The organism is Amycolatopsis sp. WAC 04182, from assembly GCF_003947465.1.
Taxonomy (GTDB): Bacteria; Actinomycetota; Actinomycetes; order Mycobacteriales; family Pseudonocardiaceae; genus Amycolatopsis.
On sequence record NZ_QHJJ01000002.1, the window covers coordinates 419,509 to 442,024 of the forward strand.

Here is a 22,516-nt window from a genome sequence, read left to right on the forward strand (position 1 = left end):
GGGCTATCCCGGACCGGGTCCGGCGAAGACGGCGAGCGCCCACGCCGCGACCAGGAGACCCGGCCCGTGCGGCACCGTGGGAAGCCGGGGCCCGCCCACCGCGAGCGCCACGCTCAGCAACGCGGCGGCCACGGCGCCGAGCACGATCGACGGCCAGCCCGTCGCGGCGAGGACCGCTCCCAGACTGCCCGCGAGCTTCACGTCCCCGGCGCCGAGCGAGCGCGGCGACAGCGCGTGGACGAGCGCGTGCGCCCCGCCGAAGACCAGCGCGCCGAGCACGGCCCGCCACGCGATGGCCGCCCCTCCCCCGTGCGCGGCGATCGCGAGGGCGGCGGCCAGTGCCGGGTACGCGGGCAGGGTCAGGACGTCCGGCAGGCGGCGGTACTTCAGGTCGGCGAGCGCCAGCGGGACGGCGAAGACGGTCAGCACGGCCGGGACCGCGAGCCACCACGACGGCCAGGCTCCCGACTGGTACCTGAGGCAGACCGCGACGAGCGCCGCCGCCGTAAGGGCGCCGGTCCACGCCGTGACCGGCGCTCCCGCCCGGCGCAGGCAGGAGCGCGTGGCGAGCGCCGATCCGGCGCCCGCCACCGCGAAGGCGATCGGCGTGAACACAAGATCAAGAGTGCGCCCGTCGCGCTCGGTGAGGCAAGGATTTCTTTTCGTGACAGGAACTTTCACGCACTTTCGGCAGGTGCGGAGTGGGCTGAAGGGGCCCTTCGCCGCATGACATGCGGCGAAGGGAGCTTTCACTGCATGACATGCGGTGAAAGCGTCCTTCAGCCCCCGCCCGCCAGTTTTCTCGCACACCAGGCAATCCGCCTCGCATCCGGCACCGAAGGCCTGTCATGACACCGGGATCAGGGGTTCATCCGCAGCAGCGGGAGACCCGAGGGCGTGCGGATCTCCAGCGCCTTGATGTCCCCGGTGCGCATCGCGGTGCCGACCACGATGTGCGCGGTGTCCTTGGGCATCGCGCGCCAGGACGCCAGCTCGCTGGTGCCGCCGTCGGCGCCGACGGCGACCAGGATGTAGTCCCCGGCACGGTTGCCGCCGTAGCTGCAGGTCATGTCGACCTTCGTGCCGGTCTCCGTGGCGGACATGGCGACTTCGGCGGTCACCGGGTAGTCGCCGAGCGGGGTCATCGGGTCGCCCGCCGCCGCGACCGGTCCGGTCAGGACGACCACGAGCGCGATACCGGCGGCGACGGCCGCCCCGGCCGCGGTCGTGGTGATGGCCCGTTGGATCCGCCTTCCCCGGCGGACCCGTTTGAGCACGGTCGGCAGCAGGTCCGGCGAGGGCGCCGGTTCGTCCTCCAGCAGCGCCGGGGCACCGGCCTGGGCGAGCAGCCCGGGGATTCCGGCAAGGTCGCGCACGGACGCCGCGCACCGGTCGCAGACGCGAAGGTGCTTCTCGTAGGCGGACCGGTCTTCCGGGGACAACGCCCCGAGCACGTAGGCCGCGTCGTAGGTGGCGAAGGGGTCGGTCATTGAGTCACCCCTCTTTCCTCCAATATCAGCCGCAGCGCACGCAACGCGTAGTGCGTCCGCGACTTGATCGTCCCTTCGGCCACACCCAGCCGTTTCGCGGCGTCGGCGACGGAGTAACCCTGGAAATAACACAGGACGAGGACGTCCCGATGCCTCGGCGAGAGCTCGCCGAGGGCTTCGGCGACCAGCCAGCCCTGGACGGCGCGTTCGGTGCCGTCGGTGACGGCCGTTTCGGGTGGCTGTCCGGTCACCACCTCGGGGTGGGCCTCGGAAGCGCGCCAGTCGTCGATCGCGATCCGTCTCGCCACGGTGAACAGCCAGCCCCGCGCCGACCCTTCGGACTGGTCGAGCACCTTGGCGTTGCGCCAGGCCCGCAGCAGCGTCTCCTGGACGACGTCTTCCGCGCGGACCCGGTCGCCGCTGGTGAGGTGCAGCGCGTAGGACCAGAGTGCCGCCGCGTGCTCGTCGTGCAGAGCCCGCATCAGCCGGTCCTCCGCGAATTCCTTCACCGATCCGTGCTTTCCCGGTTCAGGAGGAGCGGGAGTGCGAAGACCACACAAGCCACCTCGGTGATCAGGCCCCACAGCTCGGCCTGGGTGGTGAAGCGCTCCGAGACGCCGAAGAACCCCGTGGTCAGCGAGAGCACGTACGCGCCCAGCGTCGCCAGGCCGAAGCCGATCGCCGCGAGCGCGGGGAGCCAGTGGTGCCAGACCAGGACGGCGACCGCGATGACCACGCCCGCCACCACGTTCACCAGGAAGAGCGGGCCGACCACATCCGTTTCCGACGCCCAGTCCTGCCATACGACGTAATGCACCCATGCCGAGCCGAGCAGGCCCGCCGCCACGACCGCCCGCAACAACCACCGGATCATGTCCGTATCTCTTTCCGCGTGTTCGGTTCCCCTATGCCTGTGAACACGGAAAAAAGGGTCTCCCGGTTCACTCCGGCACCCGATGGTCGCCGAAATTGAACCGGATGGCCGCCTGGACCGTGTGTAGGAGCATGACTGCCGAACTCCACTCCCGCCGCACCGTCCTGACCACCGGGGCCGCCGTCGCCGGCGCGGCCGTCGGCGCCGTGGCCCTCACGGCCTGCGGAAGCGACAGCAACCCGCCGTCCGGTTCGACCGCCGCACCGCCCGCCGCCGCGGCGGGCGAGACCCTGACCGCGCTCTCCGACATCGAGGTCGGCAAGGCGAAGGCCGCCAAGACCGCGGACGGCAAGGACGTCATCGTCACCAGGACCGCCGAAGGCACGGCGGCCGCGTTCAGCGCGATCTGCACGCATCAGGGGTGCGCGGTCGTGCCCGAGGGCGCGGAGCTGAAATGTCCCTGCCACAACTCGATCTTCGACGCCGCGACCGGCGCGGTCAAAAAGGGACCGGCGGACCAGCCGCTGCCCTCGATCGCGGTCAAGGTCACGAACGGCCAGGTCGTCACGGCCTGAGAAACGCACAAAGGGTCCCTTTAGGACGCGAATTCCGTCCTAAAGGGACCCTTTTGGCAAGCTTTCAGCTGTCCCAGGTGAAAATCGGGTCGCCGGCCTCGACGTCGCCGCCGGTGAGCAGTCCGGAAAGGACTTCCGCCTTCGCGTCCAGCGCCACCACGGGCACGATCGGCGAGTAGCCCGCGGCCTTGACCGCGTCCGGGTCCCAGCCGACCACCGGCTGCCCGGCGCGGACGGCCTCACCCTTGACGACGTGGAGGGTGAACCCCTCGCCCTTCTGCTTCACCGTGTCGATCCCCAGGTGGACCAGCACGCCGCGGCCGTCTTCGGTGGCCACCACGAACGCGTGCGGGTGCAGGGTCACGACCGTCCCGTCCACCGGGGCCACCGCGTCCTGGCGTCCCCCCGAGGGCAGGACCGCGATGCCGGGGCCGACCATCGCCTGCGCGAAGACCGGATCCGGCACTTCGGTCATGGCGGTCGTCTTACCGCTCACCGGGCTGAGGATCTCGAGACTCACAGCAGATCCTCGATGTCGCTGGCGATGTTGTCGGCCTCGGGGCCCACGATGACCTGGACACCGGCCCCCATGCGCACGACGCCCATCGCGCCGGCGGCCTTCAGCGCCGCTTCGTCGAGCAGGCTCATGTCTTCGAGCTCACAGCGGAGCCGGGTGATGCACCCCTCGACCTCGATGACGTTCTCGGCACCGCCGAGCCCCGCGAGGATCTTTTCCGCCCTGTCATCCGCCATCGCGGTCTCCCTGTTCCCTGTCGGTTTCCCACATGCGAACCAGCTGTACTACGCCGTTCGCCGACTCGCACGTGATCCCTGGCCACGAACGCGTAACGGTGGTTGACACCCGCTCGTGCGACGGAGCATCCTGCCCCATCGGATCATTGGTCTAGACCGGAACGTACCAATCTTCCGGACCAGATGCGAGTACGGGTTCCCCCGACCGACCGGCCCGAAAGGACGGTGACCGTCATGAGCGCTTCGGCGCAGCTGCCGCCGTCCGACCGTGTGATCAACGGACCGACGCCCAAGCACGCCCAGCTGCGGGAGATTCTGCGCCGCACGGTGGAGCGTGAGCTACCCCCCGGCTCACCTATCCCGTCGGAACGTGACCTCGCCGAGACCTACCAGGTGTCGAGGCTCACGGTCCGCTCGGCGATCGGCAAGCTGGTCGAAGAAGGGCTCTTGTCGCGGGTGCGCGGCAAGGGGACGTTCACCGCCGCGAGGCGGATGGAACTGCAGCTCTACCTGATGTCCTTCACCGAGGACATGCGCCGTCGCGGGATGACCCCGACCACGGAGGTCGTCAAGACCTCCACCGAGGTCCCGCCCGCTCCCTCGGCGCACGCGCTCGGCCTGGCCGCCGGGACTCCGGCGCACCGCATCGTCCGGCTCCGCCGCGCCGACGGGGTGCCGCTGGCGGTCGAACGCGGCTGGTATCACGCGGGCCGGATGCCCGGTCTGCTCGACCTCGATCTCACCCGATCGTTGTACGTCCAACTCGCCCAGTCGTACGACCTGCGCCCGGACCACGCGTGGCAGACGGTCTGGGCCGAATCCGCGGACCGCGAAACGGCACGCCTGCTCGGCATGCGCGCCGGCAGTCCGCTTCTTGTCTTCCGCCGGGTCTCCAGCGTCAACGGGGAACCGATCGAAGACATGACTTCCTGGTACCGGGGCGATCACTACCAGGTCACCATGCAGCTTGACCGGAACACCCCGGATTCCGGTCATCATCCTCACTACGGAGGTACCCGATGAGCTCCACCACCGCGGAGGGGGCGAAGGGCAAGGGCAAGGGACTGGCCGGGCTTCAGCGCTTCGGCCGCAGCCTCATGCTCCCCATCGCCGCCCTGCCCGCCGCCGCGCTTCTGAACAGGTTCGGCCAGCCCGACCTGCTCGGCAAGGACGGCCTCGGCTGGGACAAGGTCGCCGAAGTGCTCGGCGCGGCAGGCAACTCGCTGTTCAACTGGCTGCCGCTCCTGTTCGCGGTGGGTATCGCCGTCGGCTTCGCCCGCAAGAGCGACGGCGCGACCGCGCTGGCCGCCGTGGTCGGGTTCTTCGTGTTCACCAGCGTCCTCCAGGTGTTCACGCCGTTCTCCGAGCTGCCGGGCTGGAACCCCGAGAAGCCCGCCGGCCTGATGCTCAACCCGATGAAGTGGTCCTACAGTGTGCTGGCCGGTGTGATCGTCGGCCTGGTCACCGCCTTGCTGTGGCAGAAGTTCTACCGCATCAAGCTGCCGCCGTACCTGGCCTTCTTCGGCGGCCGCCGGTTCGTGCCGATCATCACCGCCCTGACGCTGATGCTCCTCGCGGTGCCCTTCGGCCTGGTCTTCCACTGGGTCAACGAAGGCATCCAGGCCGCGGGAGAGGCGGTCACCGGCGCACCGGTCGTCGGCGGTGGTATCTACGGTGTGCTGAACCGGTTGCTGATCCCGGTCGGTCTGCACCAGCTGCTGAACGTGCCGGTGTGGTTCATCTTCGACGGTGGCGACCTGACCGAGTTCTTCAACGGTGACCCGACCCGCGGCGCCTTCATGACCGGGTTCTTCCCGATCTTCATGTTCGCCATCCCCGCCGCGGCGCTGGCGATCTGGCAGAGCGCGAAGCCCAGCCAGAAGAAGATCGTCGGCGGTGTGATGATCGCCGGCGCGCTGACCTCGTTCCTGACCGGTATCACCGAGCCGATCGAGTTCTCGTTCATGTTCGTCGCGTGGCCGCTGTACCTGATCCACGCGGTCCTGACCGGTACGTCGATGGCACTGGTGAACGCGCTCGACATCCACCTCGGCTTCGGTTTCTCCGCCGGTGCGATCGACTTCGCGCTCAACAGCGGTCTCCCGGCGGCGAGTGGCAACGTCTGGCTGCTCATCCCGATCGGTCTCGCCTACGCGGTCATCTACTACGTGATCTTCCGTTTCGTGATCAAGAAGTGGAACCTGCGGACCCCCGGCCGCGAGGACGACGCGATCGAGGCGGATCTCGAAGCCACCGCGGCGAAGCCCGTCAAGTAGTTTCAGCTCAGTAGAACCGAAGGCACGAAAGGGAAAGAACATGCCGGAGAAACGCGTCACCGTGGCCAGCAAGGTGGGCCTGCACGCCAGGCCCGCGGCGACGGTCGCCAAGGCGGCCGCGGCGCAGCCCGTCGCGGTGCACATCGCCAAGGCGGGCGGTGACCCGGTCGCGGCCGGCAGCGTGCTGAACCTGATGACGCTCGCCGCCGGTTTCGGCGACGAGGTCATCATCAGTGCCGAGGGCGAGGGGGCCGAGGCGGCCGTCGACGCCATCGCCGAGCTGGTGGCGACCGACCTCGACGCCTGATCCCGACCCTGCGGTCCGTGGTGAACCCGCGACCGCGATCGACGTCGGCAGGGCGCCTGACAGGTACATCTCCAGCTCCGCCCCCGACCTCCTGCGAAGCCCGGGCCGTCCCGACCGGCCCGGGCTTCGTAGGGTGTGGGGCATGGAAAGCGTGCGCAGGATCGAACAGTGGCCGGTGGACAACGCCGCCACGGCCGTGGTGACCGCCGCCGGTGACGTGCTGGGCACGCACGGCGACACGACGAAGGTGTACAAGCTGGCGTCGGTGACCAAGCCGCTCACCGCCTACGCCGCGCTGATCGCCATCGAAGAGGGTGTCGTCGAACTCGACACTCCCGCCGGGCCGGAGGGCTCCACGATCCGGCATCTGCTCGCGCACACCTCGGGCCTGGCCTTCAACGAGCACAAGCCGATGGCCGCGCCGGGCAACCGGCGCCTGTACTCCAACGCCGGCTTCGAGCAGCTCGCCGACGCGCTCACCGAGCATTCCGGCATCCCCTTCGCCGACTATCAGGCGGAGGCGCTTTTCCAGCCGCTGGGCATGAAGGCGACCAAGCTGACCGGCTCCCCCGCTTCGGGCGCCGAGTCCACTGTGGACGATCTGGTCGCGTTCGCCGCCGAACTGCAGGCACCGAAGCTCATCGCCGCCGAAACGGTGCGCGAGGCGACTTCCGTGATCTTCCCTGGCCTTTCCGGCGTCCTGCCCGGCTTCGGCCACCAGAAGCCGAACGACTGGGGCCTCGGCTTCGAGATCCGCGACCACAAGAGTCCACATTGGACCGGCTCGTCGAGCTCGCCGCGGACCTTCGGCCACTTCGGGCAGTCCGGCACCTTCCTCTGGGTCGATCCCGACGCCGGCGCCGCCTGTGTCGCGCTCACCGACCGGGCTTTCGGCCCATGGGCGGCCGAGGTGTGGCCGCCCTACACCGACGCCGTACTGGCCGAACTGGGGTCGTGAGCGGCCGCCGCCGCGCGCGGGCTCACTCCATGACCCGGATCGGCGCACCCGCCTGGAAGGCAGCGATGTCCTCGACCGCGTCGCGGTAGAAGATCTCGTACGTCTCACGGGTGACGTAGCCGATGTGCGGGGTGAGCACGACGTTGTCCAGCGTCCGCAGCGCATGGTCCGCGGGCAGCGGCTCGACGTCGTACACGTCCAGCGCGGCGACCGCGATCTCCTTGCGGCGCAAGGCGTCCACCAGCGCGGCTTCGTCCACGATCGGGCCGCGCGAGGTGTTGACCAGCATGGCCGTCGGCTTCATCGCGGCGAGTTCGCGCTCGCCGACCAGCCCGCGGCTGCGGTCGCTGAGCACCAGGTGGACCGAAAGAACGTCCGCGCGGGCGAACAGTTCGTCCTTCGACACCGCCGTCACCCCGTGGGGGCCGGCCTTCTCCTGGGTCAGGTTCTGGCTCCAGGCGATGGTCTCCATGCCGAACGCCTGGCCGATCTTGGCCGCGCCGGCGCCGAGCCTGCCGAGCCCGAGCAGCCCGAGGGTCTTGCCGGACAGGATCGTGCCGACGGTGGTCTGCCAGCCGCCCTCGCGCATGTTCCGCGACTCGACCGGCACGTTCCGCGCGGCGGCGAGGATCAGCGCCCAGGTGTGCTCGGCCGCCGGGGCCGCGATGTACCCGGTGGAACAGACGACCACGCCGTTGCGCCGGGCGGCGGCCACGTCGATCGCGGCGTTGCGGTGGCCGGTGCTCACCAGCAGCTTGAGCGCGGGCAGCCGGTCGAGGACCTCGGCGGGGAAACGGGTGCGCTCGCGCATCGCGACCACGACCTCGAAGTCACGGAGACGGGCGACCACGTCGGCGGGATCCGCGAACGGCTTCGTGAACACCTCGATGTCGGCGCCGAGGGAGCCCCAGTCCCCGAATCCGAGCGCCACTTCCTGGTAGTCGTCGAGAATCGCGATCTTCATGCTGTCCAGGCTAGTTCAGCTGTGGTTCCATGGCGGCGAGATGTGTCTCCGAGCAGAGGAGCGGGATGGACGACGGCGAAATCTTGGCCTGGACCGAGACCGAACGGCTGAGCTTCGCGGATCTGCTGGAGGGCCTCGCCGAGCACGACTGGTCGGCGAAGACGCTGTGTACGGAGTGGACGGTCCACGCGATGGCGGGCCATCTCGCGCAGACCACCAGGAACCGGCTCAAGGACACCCTGGTCGGCCTCGTGAAGGCCAAGGGGAACTGGGACCGGATGAACGTCGACCAGGCCGTCGCCTACGCCTCGCGGTTCACCCCGGCCGAACTCGTCGCCCAGATCCGCGAGGACGCCGGATCGGCGCGCCGCCCGCTCGGCGCCAAACCGGTCGACGAACTCGCCGACGTCCTCATCCACGGCCAGGACGTCGCCCGCCCGCTCGGCATCGACCGGCCCATGCCGGAGAAGCCGGCGATCGCGGCCCTGGAGCACCTGCTGGTCAGCCCGTTCTGGGGTGCCAAGAAACGCTGCAAGGACCTCGAACTGATCGCCACCGACGCCGAATGGTCCGGCGGAGCGGGCACCGAAGAGGTCCGGGGCCCGCTCGTCGACCTGCTCCTGTCGGTGAGCGGGCGAAGCGTCGGCCTCGCCACGCTCACCGGCCCGGGCACCGCCCGGCTCGGCGCCCGGTAAGGCCTACCAGCGCGGGACGAACACGTCCACACGCACCAGGTGGTGGTCCGAAGCGTCGTTGAGCCGGGCCAGCGGTGAATCGGGCAGCGGCCAGAAGACCTCGGCGCGCCAGGGGAACAGGCCCTTCGACGGCAGGACGTAATCGATCCGCAGGTTCCCCGGCGCGTTGTCGTTGAAGTCGCCGGTGTCGAAGTACGGGTCGCCCTTCTGGCCGATGTTGGCGCCGGCCTGGTCCTGAGCGGCCCGCACGCCACCTTCGCTGCCGGGCCGGGTTTCGCTGACGCGCGGGGCGTTCAGCAGGCGCGAGATGGCGCCGGGAACGCTGTCGCCGTCGAGCGGGTCGGAGTTCTGGTCGCCGGCGATGACGAACTTCTCGTGCGCGCCCAGCCCGCCGCGGCGGCCGTTGTCGTCGTGGATGTAGCGGCCCTTGCCCGGGGTCACGTAGTCCGCCCAGAAGCGGATCTCGTCGTGGTTGCGGGTGCCGTTGCGGTCCTCGGGGCCGTCGAAGGTGGGCGGCGTCGGGTGCGAGGCCAGGAAGTGCACGGTCGAGCGGCCGACCCGGATCGGAACGTCCCAATGGGACTTCGACGACAGGCGCAGCACGTCGAGCGCCTGCGGCGAGTACCAGTCGTTCGGCGCCGCGGTGGCCGGGTCGTCCGGGAGCAGCGCCCCCGGCATGTCCTTCCAGAGGAACTTCTGGAACGTCCGCGCGTTCTTGGTGTCGATCGGGTACTTGGACAGCACGAGCATGCCGTACTGGCCCTCGAAGAGGCCGAAGCCGTGCGCGTCGTTGCCGCCGCCGACCTGGCCGTTGCGGTCGAGGTCGAAACCGGTCGAGACACCGGTGTTCGACGGCGCGGTGAAGGCGTACGGATAGTCGATCGGCGCCGCGCCGTTCTGGCCGCGCTTCAGGTAGTTCTCGCGGAACAGGTCCGCGGCGCGGTTGCCCGGCACGTAGTCGAACTCGTTGATCAGCAGCACGTCCGGCCGGTTGCGCTGGATCACCTCGGCGACCTCGCCGGCCTGGGCGTTGCCCGGCTGCGACAGATCGGTCACCAGCTGACCGGCGGCTCCGCGGTTGAGCGAAGCGTTGTACGTCGCGAAGCGGATGTTCTGCCCCACGGTGGCTTCCGCCGGTGCGGCGGCCAGCAGCGTCCCGGCCAGCACGGCGCCCGATGTGAGCACGGCGGCGATGCGTTTCACGGTCTTACCTCCCAGAGTCGTAGCGACCTTACGCACTCCGTGCGGCCGTACGGGTGAGCTTCAGGTGAACAGCGTCTCTTGAACACGTTCAAAATCTGGGCTACGGTTTGCCTTGAACACGTTCAAAAGGAGGTCCCCATGCAACCCGTAGTCGTGGCCTACGCGCTCTACCTGGCCATCACCGTCCCCCTGACCGTGCTGGTCGCCCGCACGCTGAGCAGGCACGGCAAGACGTTCCTGGAAGACGTCTTCCAGGACAAACAAGCACTGGCGCATTCGGTCAACCAACTGCTCGTCGTCGGGTTCTACCTGGTCAGCCTGGGTTTCGTGACCCTGTTCCTGACCAGCGACGACACCGTCCTCGACGCGCGCGACGTCTTCGAGATGCTGTCGGTCAAGGTCGGCACCGTGGCGCTCGTGCTCGGCGTGATGCACGTCGGGAACGTGCTGGTGTTCAACGGGATCCGGCGCAAGCACCTCAACCACGCGACCGAGCGGCCCATGCCGGTGCCGCCGCCCTATCCCGGCTACCCGGCGCCCGCTCCACACCCCGCGCCCTGACCGGATACCGTGCAGTGGTGGCGAAGAGTGAGGAAACCAGGTCACTGATCGTGGCGACCGCGTTGCGGTTGTTCGCCGAGAACGGCTACGACCGCACGACCATGCGGGCCATCGCCGCCGAAGCGGGCGTGTCGGTCGGGAACGCCTACTACTACTTCGCCTCGAAAGATCAGCTGATCCAAGGTTTCTACGACGAGATCGCCAACGCGCACCTGACGACCGCGCGCGAGTCGATCGCGGGTGAGCGGGACTTCAGCGCCCGGCTCAGGACCGTCCTGCTCACCTGGCTCGACGTCGCCGAGCCGTACCACCGCTTCGGCAAGCAGCTCTTCGTCAACGCCGCCGACCCGGACTCACCGCTGAGCCCGTTCAGCGAGGAGTCTTCGCCCGCACGGGACGCCTCCGTCGGCCTGATGCGCGACGTCATCGCCGACTCCGACGTCAAACTCGACCCGGACCTGCGCGACGACCTGCCCGATCTGCTGTGGCTGTACCAGATGGGGGTCGTGCTGTTCTGGGTCCACGACCGCTCGAACGGCCAGAAACGCAGCCGGATCCTCGTGGAGCGGACGGTCCCGCTGATCGCGCGGCTGGTGGGCCTCTCGCGGCTGCGGGTGCTGCGGCCGGTGAGCCGGGAGATCGTTTCGCTGATCCGGGACCTCTCGAAGCTCGACGATCCCGCTCCCCCGCGCGTTCAGTCCTCTGAATGACGTGGCTCGCCCGTCAAATGTGTCGGGGTCGGTGGTGGTGTGAAGGCTCCCTTCGCTGCGTCTGATGCAGTGAAGGGAGCCTTCGCCCCAGCCACTCACCCGCGCCGGTCACCTCGCGACCCCCTCGCGCGTTCAGAGGACCAAACGCGGGCTGGAGAGAGCTACCGGACGGTCCGGAAGTACAGGAACCGCGGCTCGGTCCGCAGCTTCGCGTACCACCGCGGGTCCGATTCGGCGGCCGCCTCCAGCGGCATCGGCTCGACCAGCCTGTCGACCGAGAAGCCGGCGTCCCGTACCGCGTCGAACGTCCAGCTCAGCGGCCGCCGGTAGAACCGGACCTTCTGCCCCGGCGGGAACTCGTCTTCCAGCAGTTCGAGCTGGAAGTAGTTCCGCTTGTCGAACCACCGCCAGTCCTCGCCGGGGTGATGCACCGAGAACACCAGGAGCCCGCCCGGTTTGAGCACCCGCCGGAACTCCGCCAGCGCCGGCGCCCAGTCCTTCAGGTAATGCAGCACCAGCGATGCCGTGACGACGTCGATCGAAGCGTCTTCGAGGAACGTCATCGGCCGCGAGACGTCGGCCGTCTCGAACTTCGCGACGTCCCCGAACTTCTCCCTGGCGATGGCGACCATGCCCTCGCTGGCGTCGACGCCGAGGACGTCCGCGCCCTTCGCGGCGAGCAGGGCACTGAGGTGACCGGCCGCGCTGCCGACGTCCAGCACCCGTTTGCCCGCCACGTCCCCGGCCAGCTCCACGATGGCGGGCCGGTCGTAGAGGGCGTTGGTGCTGCTGGTTTCGGCGTGCGCCGCGTACAGACGCGCGAAGCCGTCGTACTGGGCGGCGCGCGCCCGTTCGATGATCTCGTCGATCACCGCGGTCTTGGCGTCGGCGTACTGCTGGATGTACTTCCAGGTGCGCGACGCCAATTCGCGTTTCCTGGTCTCGTAGAGCTTCCGCTCGTCCTCGTGCGCGATCAGGCGGTCGCGGAAGAGGCGGTAGCGCTCGGCCTGGCCGTTGTCCGGCGAGTAGACGTGGAGGTTGATGTTGGTGTCCGGGCCTTTGAAGCAGCGGTGCTTCTCCCAGTCCGGCTCGCGGATGACGAGCTTGTAGCCCTCGGCCTCCAACTGCGGCACGTAGGCGTCTTCGTCGTCCGAGTCGGCGACGATCAGCATGATGTCGATGATCGGTTTCGCGCAGAGACCCGGCACCGACGTGGAGCCGACGTGCTCCAGGACCAGCGCGCGCTCCCCCAGGATCCCCCTGATGCGCTTCACTTCCCGGTCGAACAGCTCAGGCCACGCCGGGTCGTACTCGGCCAGCGTGACGGTGGAATTCAGCACCGGAGCCTGATCGACCCACGAGTCGTTGATGTCTTCTTCGGTGTAGTCGTCTCGATCGGGTTTAGGCATTGACCCCTTGTTCCTTCCTCAGCACTCCTCGCGAGTCTGCGCGCGACCGCGATCACGTCGCCAGGGCGCGAGTAGGAATCAGACGTCCTGTCCCCCATCAAGAGCGCCCTGCCGCCGAGATAGCGGGCCATTCGGCCAGGGGCGCGCGCGGTGGTCACCAGGTTGCCGCGACACCCCTCTCGAGGCAGTCGGCCAGATTATCGAACCCTGGCGATCTTGTCAGGCGCTTTCACCGAAGGAGGGTTCCGGACAGCCGTGAGGGAATGCTCACCGGTCCGTGAAGCCGATCGGCAGAGAAAGAATCCCGCCGGTCGCCTCGCGCAGCGCGTCCCGCATCTCGGCCCGCGGCGCCGGCTGGCCGGTGAAGTACTCGGACTGCCCGAAAGCCTGATGCAGCAACATGTCCAGTCCGGTCGCGAGCCGCCCGCCCCGTTCGGCGACGGCTTCGGCGAGCGCGGTCGGCCAGGGGTGGTAGATGACGTCGAGGACGCAGCCGATCCGGGCCAGCTCCGCCAGATGGGGCCGGATGGCGTCCGGCGGCACGGTGTTCACCAGCACCGCCGAATCGGCCGCGAGTTTCCCGAAGTCGGCGTCCGCCCAGCGGAGGACCTCCGCATCGAGCCCGGCACGCTGAGCCGCCTCGACCGTTTCCGTCGCCCGTGCGGGATCCCGCACGGCGAGCCGCACCGTCCGCACACCGAGCGACGCCAGCCCGACGACGGCCGCGGCGGCGGTCCCGCCCGCGCCGAGAACGACGGCCGCGTCGTCCGTGCCGGGCGTGTACTCCCCCGCGATCCGCAGCGCCTCGGTGACCCCGTCGACGTCGGTGCAGTCGGCGAGCCACCCGGTTTCCCGGCGTACCAACGTGTTCGCCGCGCCGACGGCCGCCGCGCGCGGCGTGACCTCGTCGGCGTGCTCCAGCGCGGCTCGTTTGCCGGGCATGGTCACCGAAAGCCCGGTCCACTCCGGGCCGAGACCGTCGACGAACGCGGGCAGCCCGGGACCGTCCATCTCGACCCGCTCGTAGGTCCAGCCGTCCAGCCCCAGCGCGCGGAAGGCGGCGCCGTGCAGCACGGGTGAGAGCGAGTGTTCGACCGGTTTCCCGAGCACCGCGGCCTTGCGGCTAGATGACACCGCGCCTCACCGCGTCGTCTCGGTTCTTCCGGTGGTCGTCGAACGTCACCGCGAAGCAGGAGAGCCCATTCTTCTCGCATTTGACGAAGAACAGCCACTCGCCGGCGGTCGGCTTCAGCGCGGCCTGGATCGCCTCCGCGCTGGGCACCGCGATCGGCGTCGGAGTCAGGCCGACGGACTTGTACGTGTTGTACGCGCCCGCTTTTTCGCGTTCCTCGGGTTTGGTGAGCAGGGTCGGCCGGTCGAGGACGTAGTTGATCGTCGAGTCCATCTCGAGCCGCATCTTCTTGTCGAGCCGGTTGTAGATGACCCGCGAGATCTTCCCGAAGTCGGCCTTCACCGCCTCGCGTTCGATGATCGACGCGATGATGAGCGTCTCGTAGGGGGTTTTGCCCTCCCCCTTCGATTGATCGCTCAGCCCGGCGTTCAGGATGCGCTCCGCCGAGGTCTTGACGACGAACGTCAGCAGCTCTTCGGCCGTCCAGCCGGGCTTGACGTTGTAGATGCCCGGGGCGATCAGCCCTTCGAGCCGCCGGTCCTTGTGCTCGGCGTTCGTGGCGGACTCGACCGCCCACGACGGGACGCCCAGCTTCGCCAGATCCGCGGTCTCGATCGTCTTGCGGAGTTCCTCGACCGGGATGCAGGTGCTCGTGCCGTTCATGTCGGCACAGGAAGCCTTGGACAGCAACGAATACACCCCCGGCGTCACCTTGCCGTCGGGCTGGGTGATGTCGTGGAACTGGGTGTACGGCCGGATCTCGACCTGGCCGACCTTCGACGCGGGCGCGATCATCTTCTCGACCGCGCTGGCACCGGACATCTTCGTCTTCATGACGTAGTAGCCCTGCTGGAGCCGCGAGACGGCGGTGTTGTCCTCGCCCGCCTTCACGAACGCCTTGCCGCTGGCGACGACCCCGGCCGCCTGCAACCGGTTGCCGATGGCCGACGTCGAGTCGCCCTTCTCCACCTGGACGAGGACATCGCTCTCGCCGGCGCCTTCGTAGTCGTCGTAACCGAAGATCTCGGTGAAGCCGTAGTAGGCGCCACCGGCGAGCAGGACGAGTACGGTCAGCGCGGCGATCCAGCCCACTGCGCGCTTCTTCTTGCGCTTCTTGGGCGGCGGCCCCTGCCGCTCCGGACGCTCGTCCTCGATGCGTTCCGGCTCAGCCCGGTCTTCGTCTTCGAAGTCCTCGTAATCTTCGTAGTCGTCGTACTCGTCATAGTCGTCGTACGGGTCGTCGTCGCCGAAGATCTCGTTGTACTCCTCTTCGCTGCCCTCGGGCGGCGAAGCGGGGTGCGCGCCGGGACGCCGCGCGATCGGCGCTTCCTGGATCGCGGGGAGGATGTCGGTCGGCCGCTCGTCCGGGAGCGGGCCGTCGTCCTCGCGGCGCCTGCGGCGGCCGGGGCGGGGTGCTTCGTCCTGGGCATGAGCGGGCATGCCAAGACCCCGGTCACCCGGCTGGGGGGACCGCCGCTGCGGCGCGGGGGGCGGTGGCGGGATCGCGGGTTCCGGTGCCCGCCTCGGCGGAGCCGGGCGCAGCGGCTCTTCGGCGGCGCGCCGGGCACGCGGCGGTGGCTCTTCCGGCGACCGGCGGGCACGCGGCGGTTCTTCCGCCGGACGCCGGACGGGCGGCTCGGGCGGTTCCTGCCGGACGTGCCGTCGTCCCGTCGGCTGAGGTTCGGGCCGTCGACGCGGCGGGACCGGTGGCGGGCTGGCCTCCTCAGGCTCCCGCAACCGTCGTCTACCGCCCTGACGGCGCTCGGGCCGGCCGTGGGGCTCGGTCATGTATCGCCCTTCCGTGCGCGATGTGCCGCTACCGCGTCGATCCACGCCTGCAGGATCTCGACCGCGGCCGCCTGATCGACGACGGCACGTTGCTTACGTCCCTTCACCCCACGCTGCGACAGCATCCTGGATGCCGTCACCGTGGTCAACCGCTCGTCGGCCAGTCGCACCGGCACCGGCGCGATCCTGGCGGCGACCTTTTCGGCATAGTCCAGCGCCGCTTCGGCCGCCGGGCCATGACGGTCCTTGAGCGTCCTCGGCAAGCCGACGACGACCTCGACCACGTCGTGTTCCGTGACGAGTCCGACGAGCAGGTCGACGTCCTTGTCGCCCGCCGCGTCGCGAGTGAGGGTAACGAGAGGGCTCGCGAGGATGGGGTCGGGATCGCTCAAGGCGACCCCGACCCGGACGGATCCGACATCCACGCCAAGCCGCCTGCCACGTCCCGGATCGGACTCTCCTGGCCGATCCGGGCGCCGCTGGGGGGCGTCGTCAGCCAACTTGGGCGACCGCCGCGCGCAGGGAGGCGATGGCCTGCTCGGCCCCGGCCGGGTTGGTGCCCCCGCCCTGTGCCATGTCCGGCTTGCCGCCGCCACGGCCGCCGATCGCCTCGGCGAACGACGGGACGAGCTTGCCCGCCGCGATGCCCTTCTCCTGCGCCGCCTTCGTGGTGGCGACGACGAAGGCGACCTTCTCGCCTTGCGGGGCGAACAGCGCGACGATGCCGGGACGGTTGCCGAGCCTGCCGCGGATGTCCGAAGCCAGCGCGCGCAGACCGTTCGAGTCGACGCCCTCGCCCAGCTTCTCCGCGACGACCGCGACGCCGCCGATGTCCTCGGCCTTGTCGGCGAGCGAGCCGGCCGAACCGAGCACCTGCTGGGTGCGCAGCTGCTCGATCTCCTTCTCGGCGTTCTTGAGCCGGGTGAGCACGTCGTCGATACGCGACGGCAGCTGCTCCGACGGCACCTTGAAGGTGTTCGCGAGCTGCGAGACGAGCAGCTGCTCCTTGCGGACGTACTTGAGCGCGTCCGTGCCGACGAGCGCCTCGACGCGGTGCACGCCGGAACCGATGGACGAGTCGCCCACCAGCTTCACCAGGCCGAGCTGGCCGATGCGGTCGACGTGGGTGCCACCGCAGAGTTCGCGGGAGTACTCGCCCATGTCGACGACGCGGACGTCGTTGCCGTACTTCTCGCCGAACAGCGCGACCGCGCCCAGTTCGAGGGCCTTGTCCTTCGTGGTGACGAAGGTGTTCACCTCGACGTTGGTCTGGAGGTAGTCGTTGACCTCCTCCTCGACCTCGGTCAGCACGTCGGCCGACACGCCACCGGAGGTGGTGAAGTCGAAGCGCATGCGGCCCGGCGAGTTCAGCGAACCGGCCTGCGCCGCGCGCTTGCCGTACGCGCCGCGCACGGCGGCGTGCACCAGGTGCGTCGCGGAGTGCGACCGCTCGATCGACAGGCGGCGGTGCTGGTCGACCGAACCGGTCAGCGTGCTGCCGATGCCGACCTCGCCCTCGGTCACCTCGACGCGGTGCACGAACAGGCCCGGCACGATCTTCTGCACGTCGTGGACCTTGAGCTCGACGCCGTCGCCGAGCAGGACACCGGTGTCGGCGACCTGGCCACCGCTCTCGGCGTAGAACGGCGTGCGGTCCAGGACCAGCTCCGCCTTCTTACCCGCGCCGACGCTGGAAACCGGAACGCCGTCTTCCAGCAGCGCGACGACCTTCGCCTCGGCCTGCAGGTCGGTGTAGCCGAGGAACTCGGTCTCACCGGTGCGCTCCAGCACCTTGCGGTACTCGGACAGGTCGCCGTGGCCGGTCTTGCGCGACGCCGCGTCGGCCTTCGCGCGCTGCCGCTGCTCGTTCATGAGCGTGCGGAAGCCCTCTTCGTCGACGGACAGGCCCTGTTCGGACGCCATCTCCAGCGTCAGGTCGATCGGGAAGCCGTAGGTGTCGTGCAGCTGGAACGCCTTGTCGCCGGCCAGCAGCGAACCACCGGCGCGCTTGGTCTCCTCGGCCGCCATGTCGAAGATGCGCGAGCCGCTGGTGAGCGTGGAGAGGAAGGCCTCCTCCTCGACGCGCACGACGTCCTCGATGCGGTCGAAACCGGAGACCAGCTCGGGGTACGTCGGGCCCATGGTGTCGCGGACGACCGCCGCGAAGGCGGGCAGCACCGGCTCGTGCACGCCGAGCAGGCGCGCGGAGCGGATGATGCGGCGGAGCAGGCGGCGCAGCACGTAACCGCGGCCGTCGTTGCCGGGCGTGACGCCGTCGCCGATGAGCAGGACACCGGTGCGGGCGTGGTCGGCGATGACGCGGAAGCGGACGTCGTCGGTGTGGTCGGAGCCGTAGCGACGGCCGGAGAACTCCTCGGCGCGGCCGATCACCGGGCGGACGAGGTCGGTCTCGTAGACGTTCTCGACGCCCTGCAGGATCGTCGCGACCCGCTCGACCCCCATGCCGGTGTCGATGTTCTTCTTCGGCAGTTCGCCGATCGGCTTGTGGCCGTGCTTCGGGCTCTTGTCGCCCCGCACGTCCTGCATGAAGACGAGGTTCCAGATCTCGATGTAGCGGTCTTCGTCGGCGACCGGGCCGCCCTCGCGGCCGTAGTCCGGGCCGCGGTCGTAGTAGATCTCCGAGCACGGGCCGCCGGGACCGGGCACGCCCATGTCCCAGTAGTTGTCCTTGCCGTCACGGGACTGGATGCGCTCGCCGGGCAGACCGGTGAGCTTCTTCCACAGGCCGGCCGCCTCGGCGTCGTCCTCGTAGACCGTCGCCCAGATGCGGGCCGGGTCGAGGCCGTAGCCGCCTTCGCTCTGGGGCTTGGTGATCAGCTCCCAGGCCGCCTCGATGGCGCCTTCCTTGAAGTAGTCGCCGAAGGAGAAGTTCCCGGCCATCTGGAAGAACGTGTTGTGCCGCGTGGTCTTGCCGACCTCGTCGATGTCCGGCGTGCGGACGCATTTCTGGACGCTGGTCGCGCGCGGGTACGGCGGCGGGGCCTCGCCGAGGAAGTACGGCTTGAACTGGACCATGCCGGCGTTGACGAACAGCAGGTTCGGGTCGTCGAGGATCAGCGGCGCGCTGGGGACGCGCGTGTGTCCCTTGTTCTCGAAATGGCTCAGAAAACGCTTCGTGATTTCGTGTGTTTCCACGGGATCGTCCTTGTATACGGGCTCGCGCGAACGCGCTGGGAATGCGGACAGGCGGGAACGGCGGAGGGCTCGGGCTCTTCCGGTCGCGGAGGCGACCCGGTCAGCCCTCCGCCCGGCGAGCTCGCCGGACCGGGCGCCGCGACGACGCCGCGTGCCTGCCCTCGGTCACGGGGGCCGTGCTCAAGCCGGTCCGTTCGGACACCATGTCGTGCAGCTCCTGTTCCCGTTCGCTCATCCCGGCGCGGACCTCCGCGCCGAACGAACCGACGGCGCCCGCGAGTTCCCGCACGGCGTCGCCCAGGTTCGAGGCTAACCCCGCCGGCGTGGCCTGGCGAGCGGTTTCCGTCGCTTTGCGTGACAGGGCGACTCCGGCGACCACGCCGACGCCGAGCCAGAACAGGCGCTTCATTTGCGGCCCCGCTTCTTCGCCGGACGGGAGGCTTTCGCTTCCGCCTTCTTCCGGCGGGCCTTGATCGCCTTGCTGAGGCCGTAGGACAGCGCGGCCGTCTTCACCAGCGGACCGCCGAGCGTCGCGGTGAACACCGACGACAGCGCGGACACGTTGCCGGACACGGCCTGCGCGTTCGCGGTGATGCCGTCGACCCGCTCCAGCTGCGTGTTGACGTGCGTGATCGTCTCGTTCGCGCCGATCAGCAGCGGGTCGGTGTTCTCGTGCGCCTTGCGGATGGCGATCGTGGCCTCGTCCAGGGTCCGGCCGAGCTTGAACAGCACGATCGCCAGCAGCACGACGAGTACGACGAACGCTCCTGCGGCGATCAGCGCGGCGATCTGCCCTGCCGACACGGGCCCTCCTCAAGGGTCTGCGGTCTTGGTGCCCGTGAGGTTACCGCGCAGGCGCCCGTTCAGCGGTGTCACCCCACCGGACGGTCACTCAGCGCAGTGGCCCCACGACGAACCGGGGAGAACCGGGCGTCAGCGCCCGCTCTTGGGCGGCGTGGTCTTCGCCTTCCCGGGCGGGTCGTCGGGCGCGTGGCTGTTGCGGCGTTCGCTGCCCGTCGGCGGGGAGGCGTCGGAGGCTCGGGTGTCCGGCGGGTCGGGCGGGGCCGCGATCCGGACTGGAGCAGGCTCGGCGCTCGTGCGCGAAGTTTCGTGAACCGGCTCGGGCGTTTCCGGCGTTTCCGGCGATTCCGGCGGCGAAGGCGTTCGAGGCCCGTCCGTCGTCGTGGGCGGCGGCGCGGGCGGCGTTGTCGGGGGCGGCGGCGCAGTGGACGGCGCTGTCGTGGGCGGCTGGGCCGTCACTTGTGGCCAGGGGCCCAGCGCGGTGGGCAGATCCGGCACGCCGGAGAACGCGACGAGGAGAAGAGCTCCGTAACCGGCGGCGGCGCCGGCACCGATCGCGATCCGGCGGACGCCGCGGCGACGGCCACCGGAATCTCCCCCACCGTCGTTTTCGTCGTGATGCTCGGGAATCACGGCCATCCTGGGATCGTACGGGCGGACCACTCCGGTCACCGACGCCGAGTCGACCTGTTCGGTTCTTGTGACGTTCATTTTCCTGGGACAGGGTTCCCGCATGCCTGAACTGTCTCGCCGTACGTTGCTGGGCGCCACCGGCGCCGCGGCCGCCACCACCCTGCTCCCGCCGTCCGTGCACGCCGCCATGGCCGAACCCATGCGACGGGGCGGACTCGACGCCGTCGAGCACGTGATCGTGCTGATGCAGGAGAACCGGTCGTTCGACCACTACTACGGCAGCCTGCGCGGCGTCCGGGGCTTCTCCGACACGCATCCGCTCGAGCTTCCGTCGGGGACGTCGGTGTTCGAGCAGCCGAATCCGGCGGGCGGCACGGTATTGCCGTTCTCGGTGCGCAAGGCGGCCGAACTCGCCGGGCGGAAACCGGACGACATCCAGTACCTCGGCGACCTCGACCACAGCTGGAACGGCAGCGGCAAGGCGTGGGCGCGCGGCTGGAACAACGGCTGGATCGCGGCGAAGACGCCCGCCACGATGACCTACTACGAGCGCCGCGACATCGCGCTCCAGTACGAACTCGCGGACACCTTCACCCTCTGCGACGCCTACCACTGTTCGATCTTCGGCTCCACCAACCCGAACCGGAACTTCCTGTGGACCGGGACCACCGGGTTCGAACCGGGCAGCACGACGAACCGCGCGGTCACGAACGCGGCCTACTCCTACGACCACAAGGGCTACGACTGGACGACGTACCCGGAGCGCCTCGAAGCCGCCGGGGTGCCGTGGCAGATCTACCAGGAATGGGACAACTTCACCGACAACGCGGTCGAGTACTTCGTGCCGTTCAAGAAGGTCGGCACGAAGATCCTCGCTTCGGTCGAGGAGAAGTTCCGTACCACCGAAGAGTTCTACGACACCCTGCTCAAGAAGACCCCGGAAGAGCGCACCAAGCTGCTCGCGCAGTTCGACGCCGGGGTCGCGAAACTGACGCCCGCCGAACGGAACCTGTTCCAGAAGGCCATGTACCGCAGCGAGCCGGAGACGCTGGTGACCCGGCTGAAGGCGGACATCCAGGCGCGGCGCCTGCCCGCGGTCAGCTGGCTGGTGCCGTCCGCGAAGGACTCCGAGCACCCCGGCGCGTCCACCCCGGTCGGCAGCGCGAACCTGATCTACCGCGTGCTCGACGCGCTGGCGTCCGACCGCGAAACGTGGTCCAAGACGGTGCTGCTGATCAATTTCGACGAGAACGACGGCTACTTCGACCACGTCCCGCCGCCGATGCCGCCCGGGAACGCGGCCGACGACGCGGACCACTTCAACGGCCAGCCGCTCGGTTTCGGCCCGCGCGTGCCGATGACGGTCGTCTCCCCGTGGTCGATCGGCGGCAACGTCGACTCCACCGTGTACGACCACACCTCGGTCCTGCGGTTCCTCGAACGCTGGACCGGGATCGCCGAGCCCAACATCAGCAGGTGGCGGCGGACCGTCGCGGGCGATCTCACCGGCGCCTTCGACTTCTCGCGCGCCGGGCGTCAACCTCGGGTGAACCAGCCCGGCCCGGTGCCCGCGCCGATCAGCCGCTGGCGGCCGTCCGCCCCGGCGGAGCAGAGCCTGCCCGTGGCCGAGCCCGGCAACCGGCCGTCCCGTCCGCTGCCGTACCAGGTTTCGGTGTCCGGCGCGGTGGACAAGTCGGGGAACCTGGCGCTTTCGCTGGCCAACAGCGGCTCGTCTTCGGCGCATTTCGCGCTGTACCCGTACAAGGGCGAATTCGCCGAGCCCGCGCACCGCGACGTCCGCGGCGAGGCACCGGAACTCGTGCGGCTGGCCGGTGACGACTACCGCGTCGTCGTCCAGGGGCCGAACCGGTCGTGGTGGGAACTGCGCGGAAACCGGCGCGGGGCCGCCGCGGGTGTCGATGTCCGGACGCGGTTCCTCACGTGGCGCTCGGGCGTGGAGTTCAAGCTGTCCAACTCGGGCACTTCGGCGCTGACGCTGCGGCTGTCGTCTTCGCGGTTCACGCGCGTCGTGCGGGTCGGGGCCGGGCGTTCGGTCACGGTGGACTGGCCGGTTTCGGGCGGCTGGTACGACGTGAAGGTCACCGCGGACGGGGATCCGTCGTTCCTGCGGACGCTCACCGCGCGGGTGGAGAACGGGCGGACCGGCGTCTCCTGCTGATCGTTCTGAAGTACATGAAGGCCCCCTTCCTTGCGCCTGGGTACAGGAAGGG

General features: G+C 69.4%; 24 protein-coding genes and 1 pseudogene. 9 read left to right on the forward strand and 16 right to left on the reverse strand.

The genetic code is table 11. The annotated features are described in order from the left end of the window. Positions 1-3 precede the first annotated feature (3 nt). The 4 genes from DMH01_RS09105 to DMH01_RS09120 all read right to left on the reverse strand — a co-directional run bounded on the left by DMH01_RS09105 (position 4) and on the right by DMH01_RS09120 (position 2,364). Positions 4-615, reverse strand: coding sequence for an A24 family peptidase (locus tag DMH01_RS09105; protein WP_125675057.1), 612 nt, complete (start codon positions 613-615; stop codon positions 4-6). Between the two features lie 245 nt (positions 616-860). Next, entirely contained in the window at positions 861-1,490 is a 630-nt protein-coding gene (locus DMH01_RS09110) for an anti-sigma factor (protein ID WP_125675059.1), read from the reverse strand. Further along, positions 1,487-1,999, reverse strand: coding sequence for a sigma-70 family RNA polymerase sigma factor (locus DMH01_RS09115; RefSeq protein ID WP_125675061.1), 513 nt, complete (start codon positions 1,997-1,999; stop codon positions 1,487-1,489). The genes DMH01_RS09110 and DMH01_RS09115 overlap by 4 nt, the downstream gene beginning before the upstream one ends. After that, positions 1,996-2,364 carry a hypothetical protein gene (locus DMH01_RS09120; RefSeq protein WP_125675063.1) on the reverse strand — a complete coding sequence of 123 codons (369 nt, stop codon included), beginning with the start codon at positions 2,362-2,364 and terminating at the stop codon, positions 1,996-1,998. The genes DMH01_RS09115 and DMH01_RS09120 overlap by 4 nt, the downstream gene beginning before the upstream one ends. A gap of 131 nt (positions 2,365-2,495) precedes the next feature. On the opposite strand from DMH01_RS09120, the gene DMH01_RS09125 reads away from it, so the two are divergent. Next, the gene (locus DMH01_RS09125; RefSeq protein ID WP_125675065.1) at positions 2,496-2,939 is read left to right on the forward strand and encodes a Rieske (2Fe-2S) protein; all 444 of its coding nucleotides are present in this window, start codon (positions 2,496-2,498) and stop codon (positions 2,937-2,939) included. A 64-nt stretch (positions 2,940-3,003) separates the two neighbouring features. Here the strand turns inward: DMH01_RS09125 and DMH01_RS09130 are convergent, their stop codons facing one another. Together DMH01_RS09130 and DMH01_RS09135 are read right to left on the reverse strand one after the other, a co-directional pair. Continuing rightward, the gene (locus DMH01_RS09130) at positions 3,004-3,459 is read right to left on the reverse strand and encodes a PTS glucose transporter subunit IIA (protein WP_016333082.1); all 456 of its coding nucleotides are present in this window, start codon (positions 3,457-3,459) and stop codon (positions 3,004-3,006) included. Beyond that, a pseudogene (locus tag DMH01_RS09135) lies at positions 3,456-3,701 on the reverse strand (glucose PTS transporter subunit EIIB); the annotation flags it as partial. The pseudogene DMH01_RS09135 and the gene DMH01_RS09130, both read right to left, overlap by 4 nt. 225 nt (positions 3,702-3,926) lie before the next feature. On the opposite strand from DMH01_RS09135, the gene DMH01_RS09140 reads away from it, so the two are divergent. The 4 genes from DMH01_RS09140 (at position 3,927) to DMH01_RS09155 (ending at position 7,233) form a co-directional block, all read left to right on the forward strand. Next, positions 3,927-4,715: a GntR family transcriptional regulator gene (locus tag DMH01_RS09140; RefSeq protein ID WP_034318372.1), complete on the forward strand. Its 789-nt coding sequence runs from the start codon at positions 3,927-3,929 to the stop codon at positions 4,713-4,715. Then, entirely contained in the window at positions 4,712-5,968 is a 1,257-nt protein-coding gene (locus DMH01_RS09145; protein ID WP_125675067.1) for a PTS transporter subunit EIIC, read from the forward strand. The genes DMH01_RS09140 and DMH01_RS09145 overlap by 4 nt, the downstream gene beginning before the upstream one ends. A 40-nt stretch (positions 5,969-6,008) precedes the next feature. Then, complete coding sequence (locus DMH01_RS09150) at positions 6,009-6,275, forward strand: HPr family phosphocarrier protein (protein ID WP_034318300.1); 267 nt, start codon at positions 6,009-6,011, stop codon at positions 6,273-6,275. A gap of 142 nt (positions 6,276-6,417) precedes the next feature. Then, a complete protein-coding gene (locus DMH01_RS09155; RefSeq protein ID WP_125675069.1) occupies positions 6,418-7,233 on the forward strand; it encodes a serine hydrolase in 816 nt (271 codons plus the stop codon). A gap of 22 nt (positions 7,234-7,255) precedes the next feature. Here the strand turns inward: DMH01_RS09155 and DMH01_RS09160 are convergent, their stop codons facing one another. Beyond that, complete coding sequence (locus DMH01_RS09160; RefSeq protein ID WP_125675071.1) at positions 7,256-8,197, reverse strand: D-2-hydroxyacid dehydrogenase family protein; 942 nt, start codon at positions 8,195-8,197, stop codon at positions 7,256-7,258. A 65-nt stretch (positions 8,198-8,262) separates the two neighbouring features. Between DMH01_RS09160 and DMH01_RS09165 the strand changes: the two genes are divergently transcribed. Then, on the forward strand, positions 8,263-8,892 hold the full coding sequence (locus DMH01_RS09165; RefSeq protein ID WP_125675073.1) for a maleylpyruvate isomerase family mycothiol-dependent enzyme: 630 nt from the start codon (positions 8,263-8,265) through the stop codon (positions 8,890-8,892). Positions 8,893-8,895: 3 nt separating this feature from the next. Here the strand turns inward: DMH01_RS09165 and DMH01_RS09170 are convergent, their stop codons facing one another. Then, positions 8,896-10,095, reverse strand: a complete 1,200-nt coding sequence (locus DMH01_RS09170) for an endonuclease/exonuclease/phosphatase family protein (protein WP_125675075.1) — start codon at positions 10,093-10,095, stop codon at positions 8,896-8,898. 138 nt (positions 10,096-10,233) lie between these two features. Between DMH01_RS09170 and DMH01_RS09175 the strand changes: the two genes are divergently transcribed. Both DMH01_RS09175 and DMH01_RS09180 read left to right on the forward strand, forming a co-directional pair. Continuing rightward, on the forward strand, positions 10,234-10,656 hold the full coding sequence (locus tag DMH01_RS09175; RefSeq protein WP_125675077.1) for a hypothetical protein: 423 nt from the start codon (positions 10,234-10,236) through the stop codon (positions 10,654-10,656). 17 nt (positions 10,657-10,673) lie between these two features. Then, complete coding sequence (locus tag DMH01_RS09180) at positions 10,674-11,366, forward strand: TetR/AcrR family transcriptional regulator (protein WP_125675079.1); 693 nt, start codon at positions 10,674-10,676, stop codon at positions 11,364-11,366. Between the two features lie 161 nt (positions 11,367-11,527). Here DMH01_RS09180 and DMH01_RS09185 read toward each other — a convergent pair whose 3' ends face one another. The 8 genes from DMH01_RS09185 to DMH01_RS42685 all read right to left on the reverse strand — a co-directional run bounded on the left by DMH01_RS09185 (position 11,528) and on the right by DMH01_RS42685 (position 20,291). Further along, on the reverse strand, positions 11,528-12,775 hold the full coding sequence (locus DMH01_RS09185) for a GrpB family protein (protein WP_125675081.1): 1,248 nt from the start codon (positions 12,773-12,775) through the stop codon (positions 11,528-11,530). A gap of 267 nt (positions 12,776-13,042) precedes the next feature. Next, positions 13,043-13,885 carry a shikimate dehydrogenase gene (locus DMH01_RS09190; protein ID WP_233621502.1) on the reverse strand — a complete coding sequence of 281 codons (843 nt, stop codon included), beginning with the start codon at positions 13,883-13,885 and terminating at the stop codon, positions 13,043-13,045. Positions 13,886-13,898: 13 nt separating this feature from the next. Then, positions 13,899-15,347: an endolytic transglycosylase MltG gene (mltG, locus tag DMH01_RS09195; RefSeq protein ID WP_125675085.1), complete on the reverse strand. Its 1,449-nt coding sequence runs from the start codon at positions 15,345-15,347 to the stop codon at positions 13,899-13,901. Between the two features lie 344 nt (positions 15,348-15,691). Then, positions 15,692-16,195, reverse strand: a complete 504-nt coding sequence (gene ruvX, locus DMH01_RS09200) for a Holliday junction resolvase RuvX (protein ID WP_034318271.1) — start codon at positions 16,193-16,195, stop codon at positions 15,692-15,694. Then, complete coding sequence (gene alaS, locus DMH01_RS09205) at positions 16,188-18,851, reverse strand: alanine--tRNA ligase (RefSeq protein WP_125675087.1); 2,664 nt, start codon at positions 18,849-18,851, stop codon at positions 16,188-16,190. Before alaS ends, ruvX begins: the two co-directional genes overlap by 8 nt. 100 nt (positions 18,852-18,951) lie before the next feature. Then, positions 18,952-19,260, reverse strand: a complete 309-nt coding sequence (locus tag DMH01_RS09210) for a hypothetical protein (protein ID WP_016333063.1) — start codon at positions 19,258-19,260, stop codon at positions 18,952-18,954. Then, on the reverse strand, positions 19,257-19,655 hold the full coding sequence (locus DMH01_RS09215) for a DUF948 domain-containing protein (RefSeq protein ID WP_007031187.1): 399 nt from the start codon (positions 19,653-19,655) through the stop codon (positions 19,257-19,259). The genes DMH01_RS09210 and DMH01_RS09215 overlap by 4 nt, the downstream gene beginning before the upstream one ends. Positions 19,656-19,784: 129 nt before the next feature. Beyond that, complete coding sequence (locus DMH01_RS42685) at positions 19,785-20,291, reverse strand: hypothetical protein (RefSeq protein ID WP_158633200.1); 507 nt, start codon at positions 20,289-20,291, stop codon at positions 19,785-19,787. A gap of 94 nt (positions 20,292-20,385) precedes the next feature. On the opposite strand from DMH01_RS42685, the gene DMH01_RS09225 reads away from it, so the two are divergent. Then, positions 20,386-22,464 (forward strand): phosphocholine-specific phospholipase C, encoded by a 2,079-nt coding sequence (locus tag DMH01_RS09225; protein ID WP_125675089.1) that lies wholly within the window; start codon positions 20,386-20,388, stop codon positions 22,462-22,464. Positions 22,465-22,516 lie beyond the last annotated feature (52 nt).

What these genes read in the sequence shown, in the direction of transcription:
- DMH01_RS09160 (WP_125675071.1), bottom strand. Translation starts at nt 8,197, where the DNA reads ATGAAGATCGCGATTCTCGACGACTACCAGGAAGTGGCGCTCGGATTC.
- DMH01_RS09145 (WP_125675067.1), top strand. Translation starts at nt 4,712, where the DNA reads ATGAGCTCCACCACCGCGGAGGGGGCGAAGGGCAAGGGCAAGGGACTG.
- DMH01_RS09150 (WP_034318300.1), top strand. Translation starts at nt 6,009, where the DNA reads ATGCCGGAGAAACGCGTCACCGTGGCCAGCAAGGTGGGCCTGCACGCC.
- DMH01_RS09110 (WP_125675059.1), bottom strand. Translation starts at nt 1,490, where the DNA reads ATGACCGACCCCTTCGCCACCTACGACGCGGCCTACGTGCTCGGGGCG.
- DMH01_RS09140 (WP_034318372.1), top strand. Translation starts at nt 3,927, where the DNA reads ATGAGCGCTTCGGCGCAGCTGCCGCCGTCCGACCGTGTGATCAACGGA.
- DMH01_RS09165 (WP_125675073.1), top strand. Translation starts at nt 8,263, where the DNA reads ATGGACGACGGCGAAATCTTGGCCTGGACCGAGACCGAACGGCTGAGC.
- DMH01_RS09155 (WP_125675069.1), top strand. Translation starts at nt 6,418, where the DNA reads ATGGAAAGCGTGCGCAGGATCGAACAGTGGCCGGTGGACAACGCCGCC.
- DMH01_RS09175 (WP_125675077.1), top strand. Translation starts at nt 10,234, where the DNA reads ATGCAACCCGTAGTCGTGGCCTACGCGCTCTACCTGGCCATCACCGTC.
- DMH01_RS09210 (WP_016333063.1), bottom strand. Translation starts at nt 19,260, where the DNA reads ATGAAGCGCCTGTTCTGGCTCGGCGTCGGCGTGGTCGCCGGAGTCGCC.
- DMH01_RS42685 (WP_158633200.1), bottom strand. Translation starts at nt 20,291, where the DNA reads ATGGCCGTGATTCCCGAGCATCACGACGAAAACGACGGTGGGGGAGAT.
- DMH01_RS09120 (WP_125675063.1), bottom strand. Translation starts at nt 2,364, where the DNA reads ATGATCCGGTGGTTGTTGCGGGCGGTCGTGGCGGCGGGCCTGCTCGGC.
- mltG (WP_125675085.1), bottom strand. Translation starts at nt 15,347, where the DNA reads ATGCCCGCTCATGCCCAGGACGAAGCACCCCGCCCCGGCCGCCGCAGG.
- DMH01_RS09185 (WP_125675081.1), bottom strand. Translation starts at nt 12,775, where the DNA reads ATGCCTAAACCCGATCGAGACGACTACACCGAAGAAGACATCAACGAC.
- DMH01_RS09225 (WP_125675089.1), top strand. Translation starts at nt 20,386, where the DNA reads ATGCCTGAACTGTCTCGCCGTACGTTGCTGGGCGCCACCGGCGCCGCG.
- DMH01_RS09125 (WP_125675065.1), top strand. Translation starts at nt 2,496, where the DNA reads ATGACTGCCGAACTCCACTCCCGCCGCACCGTCCTGACCACCGGGGCC.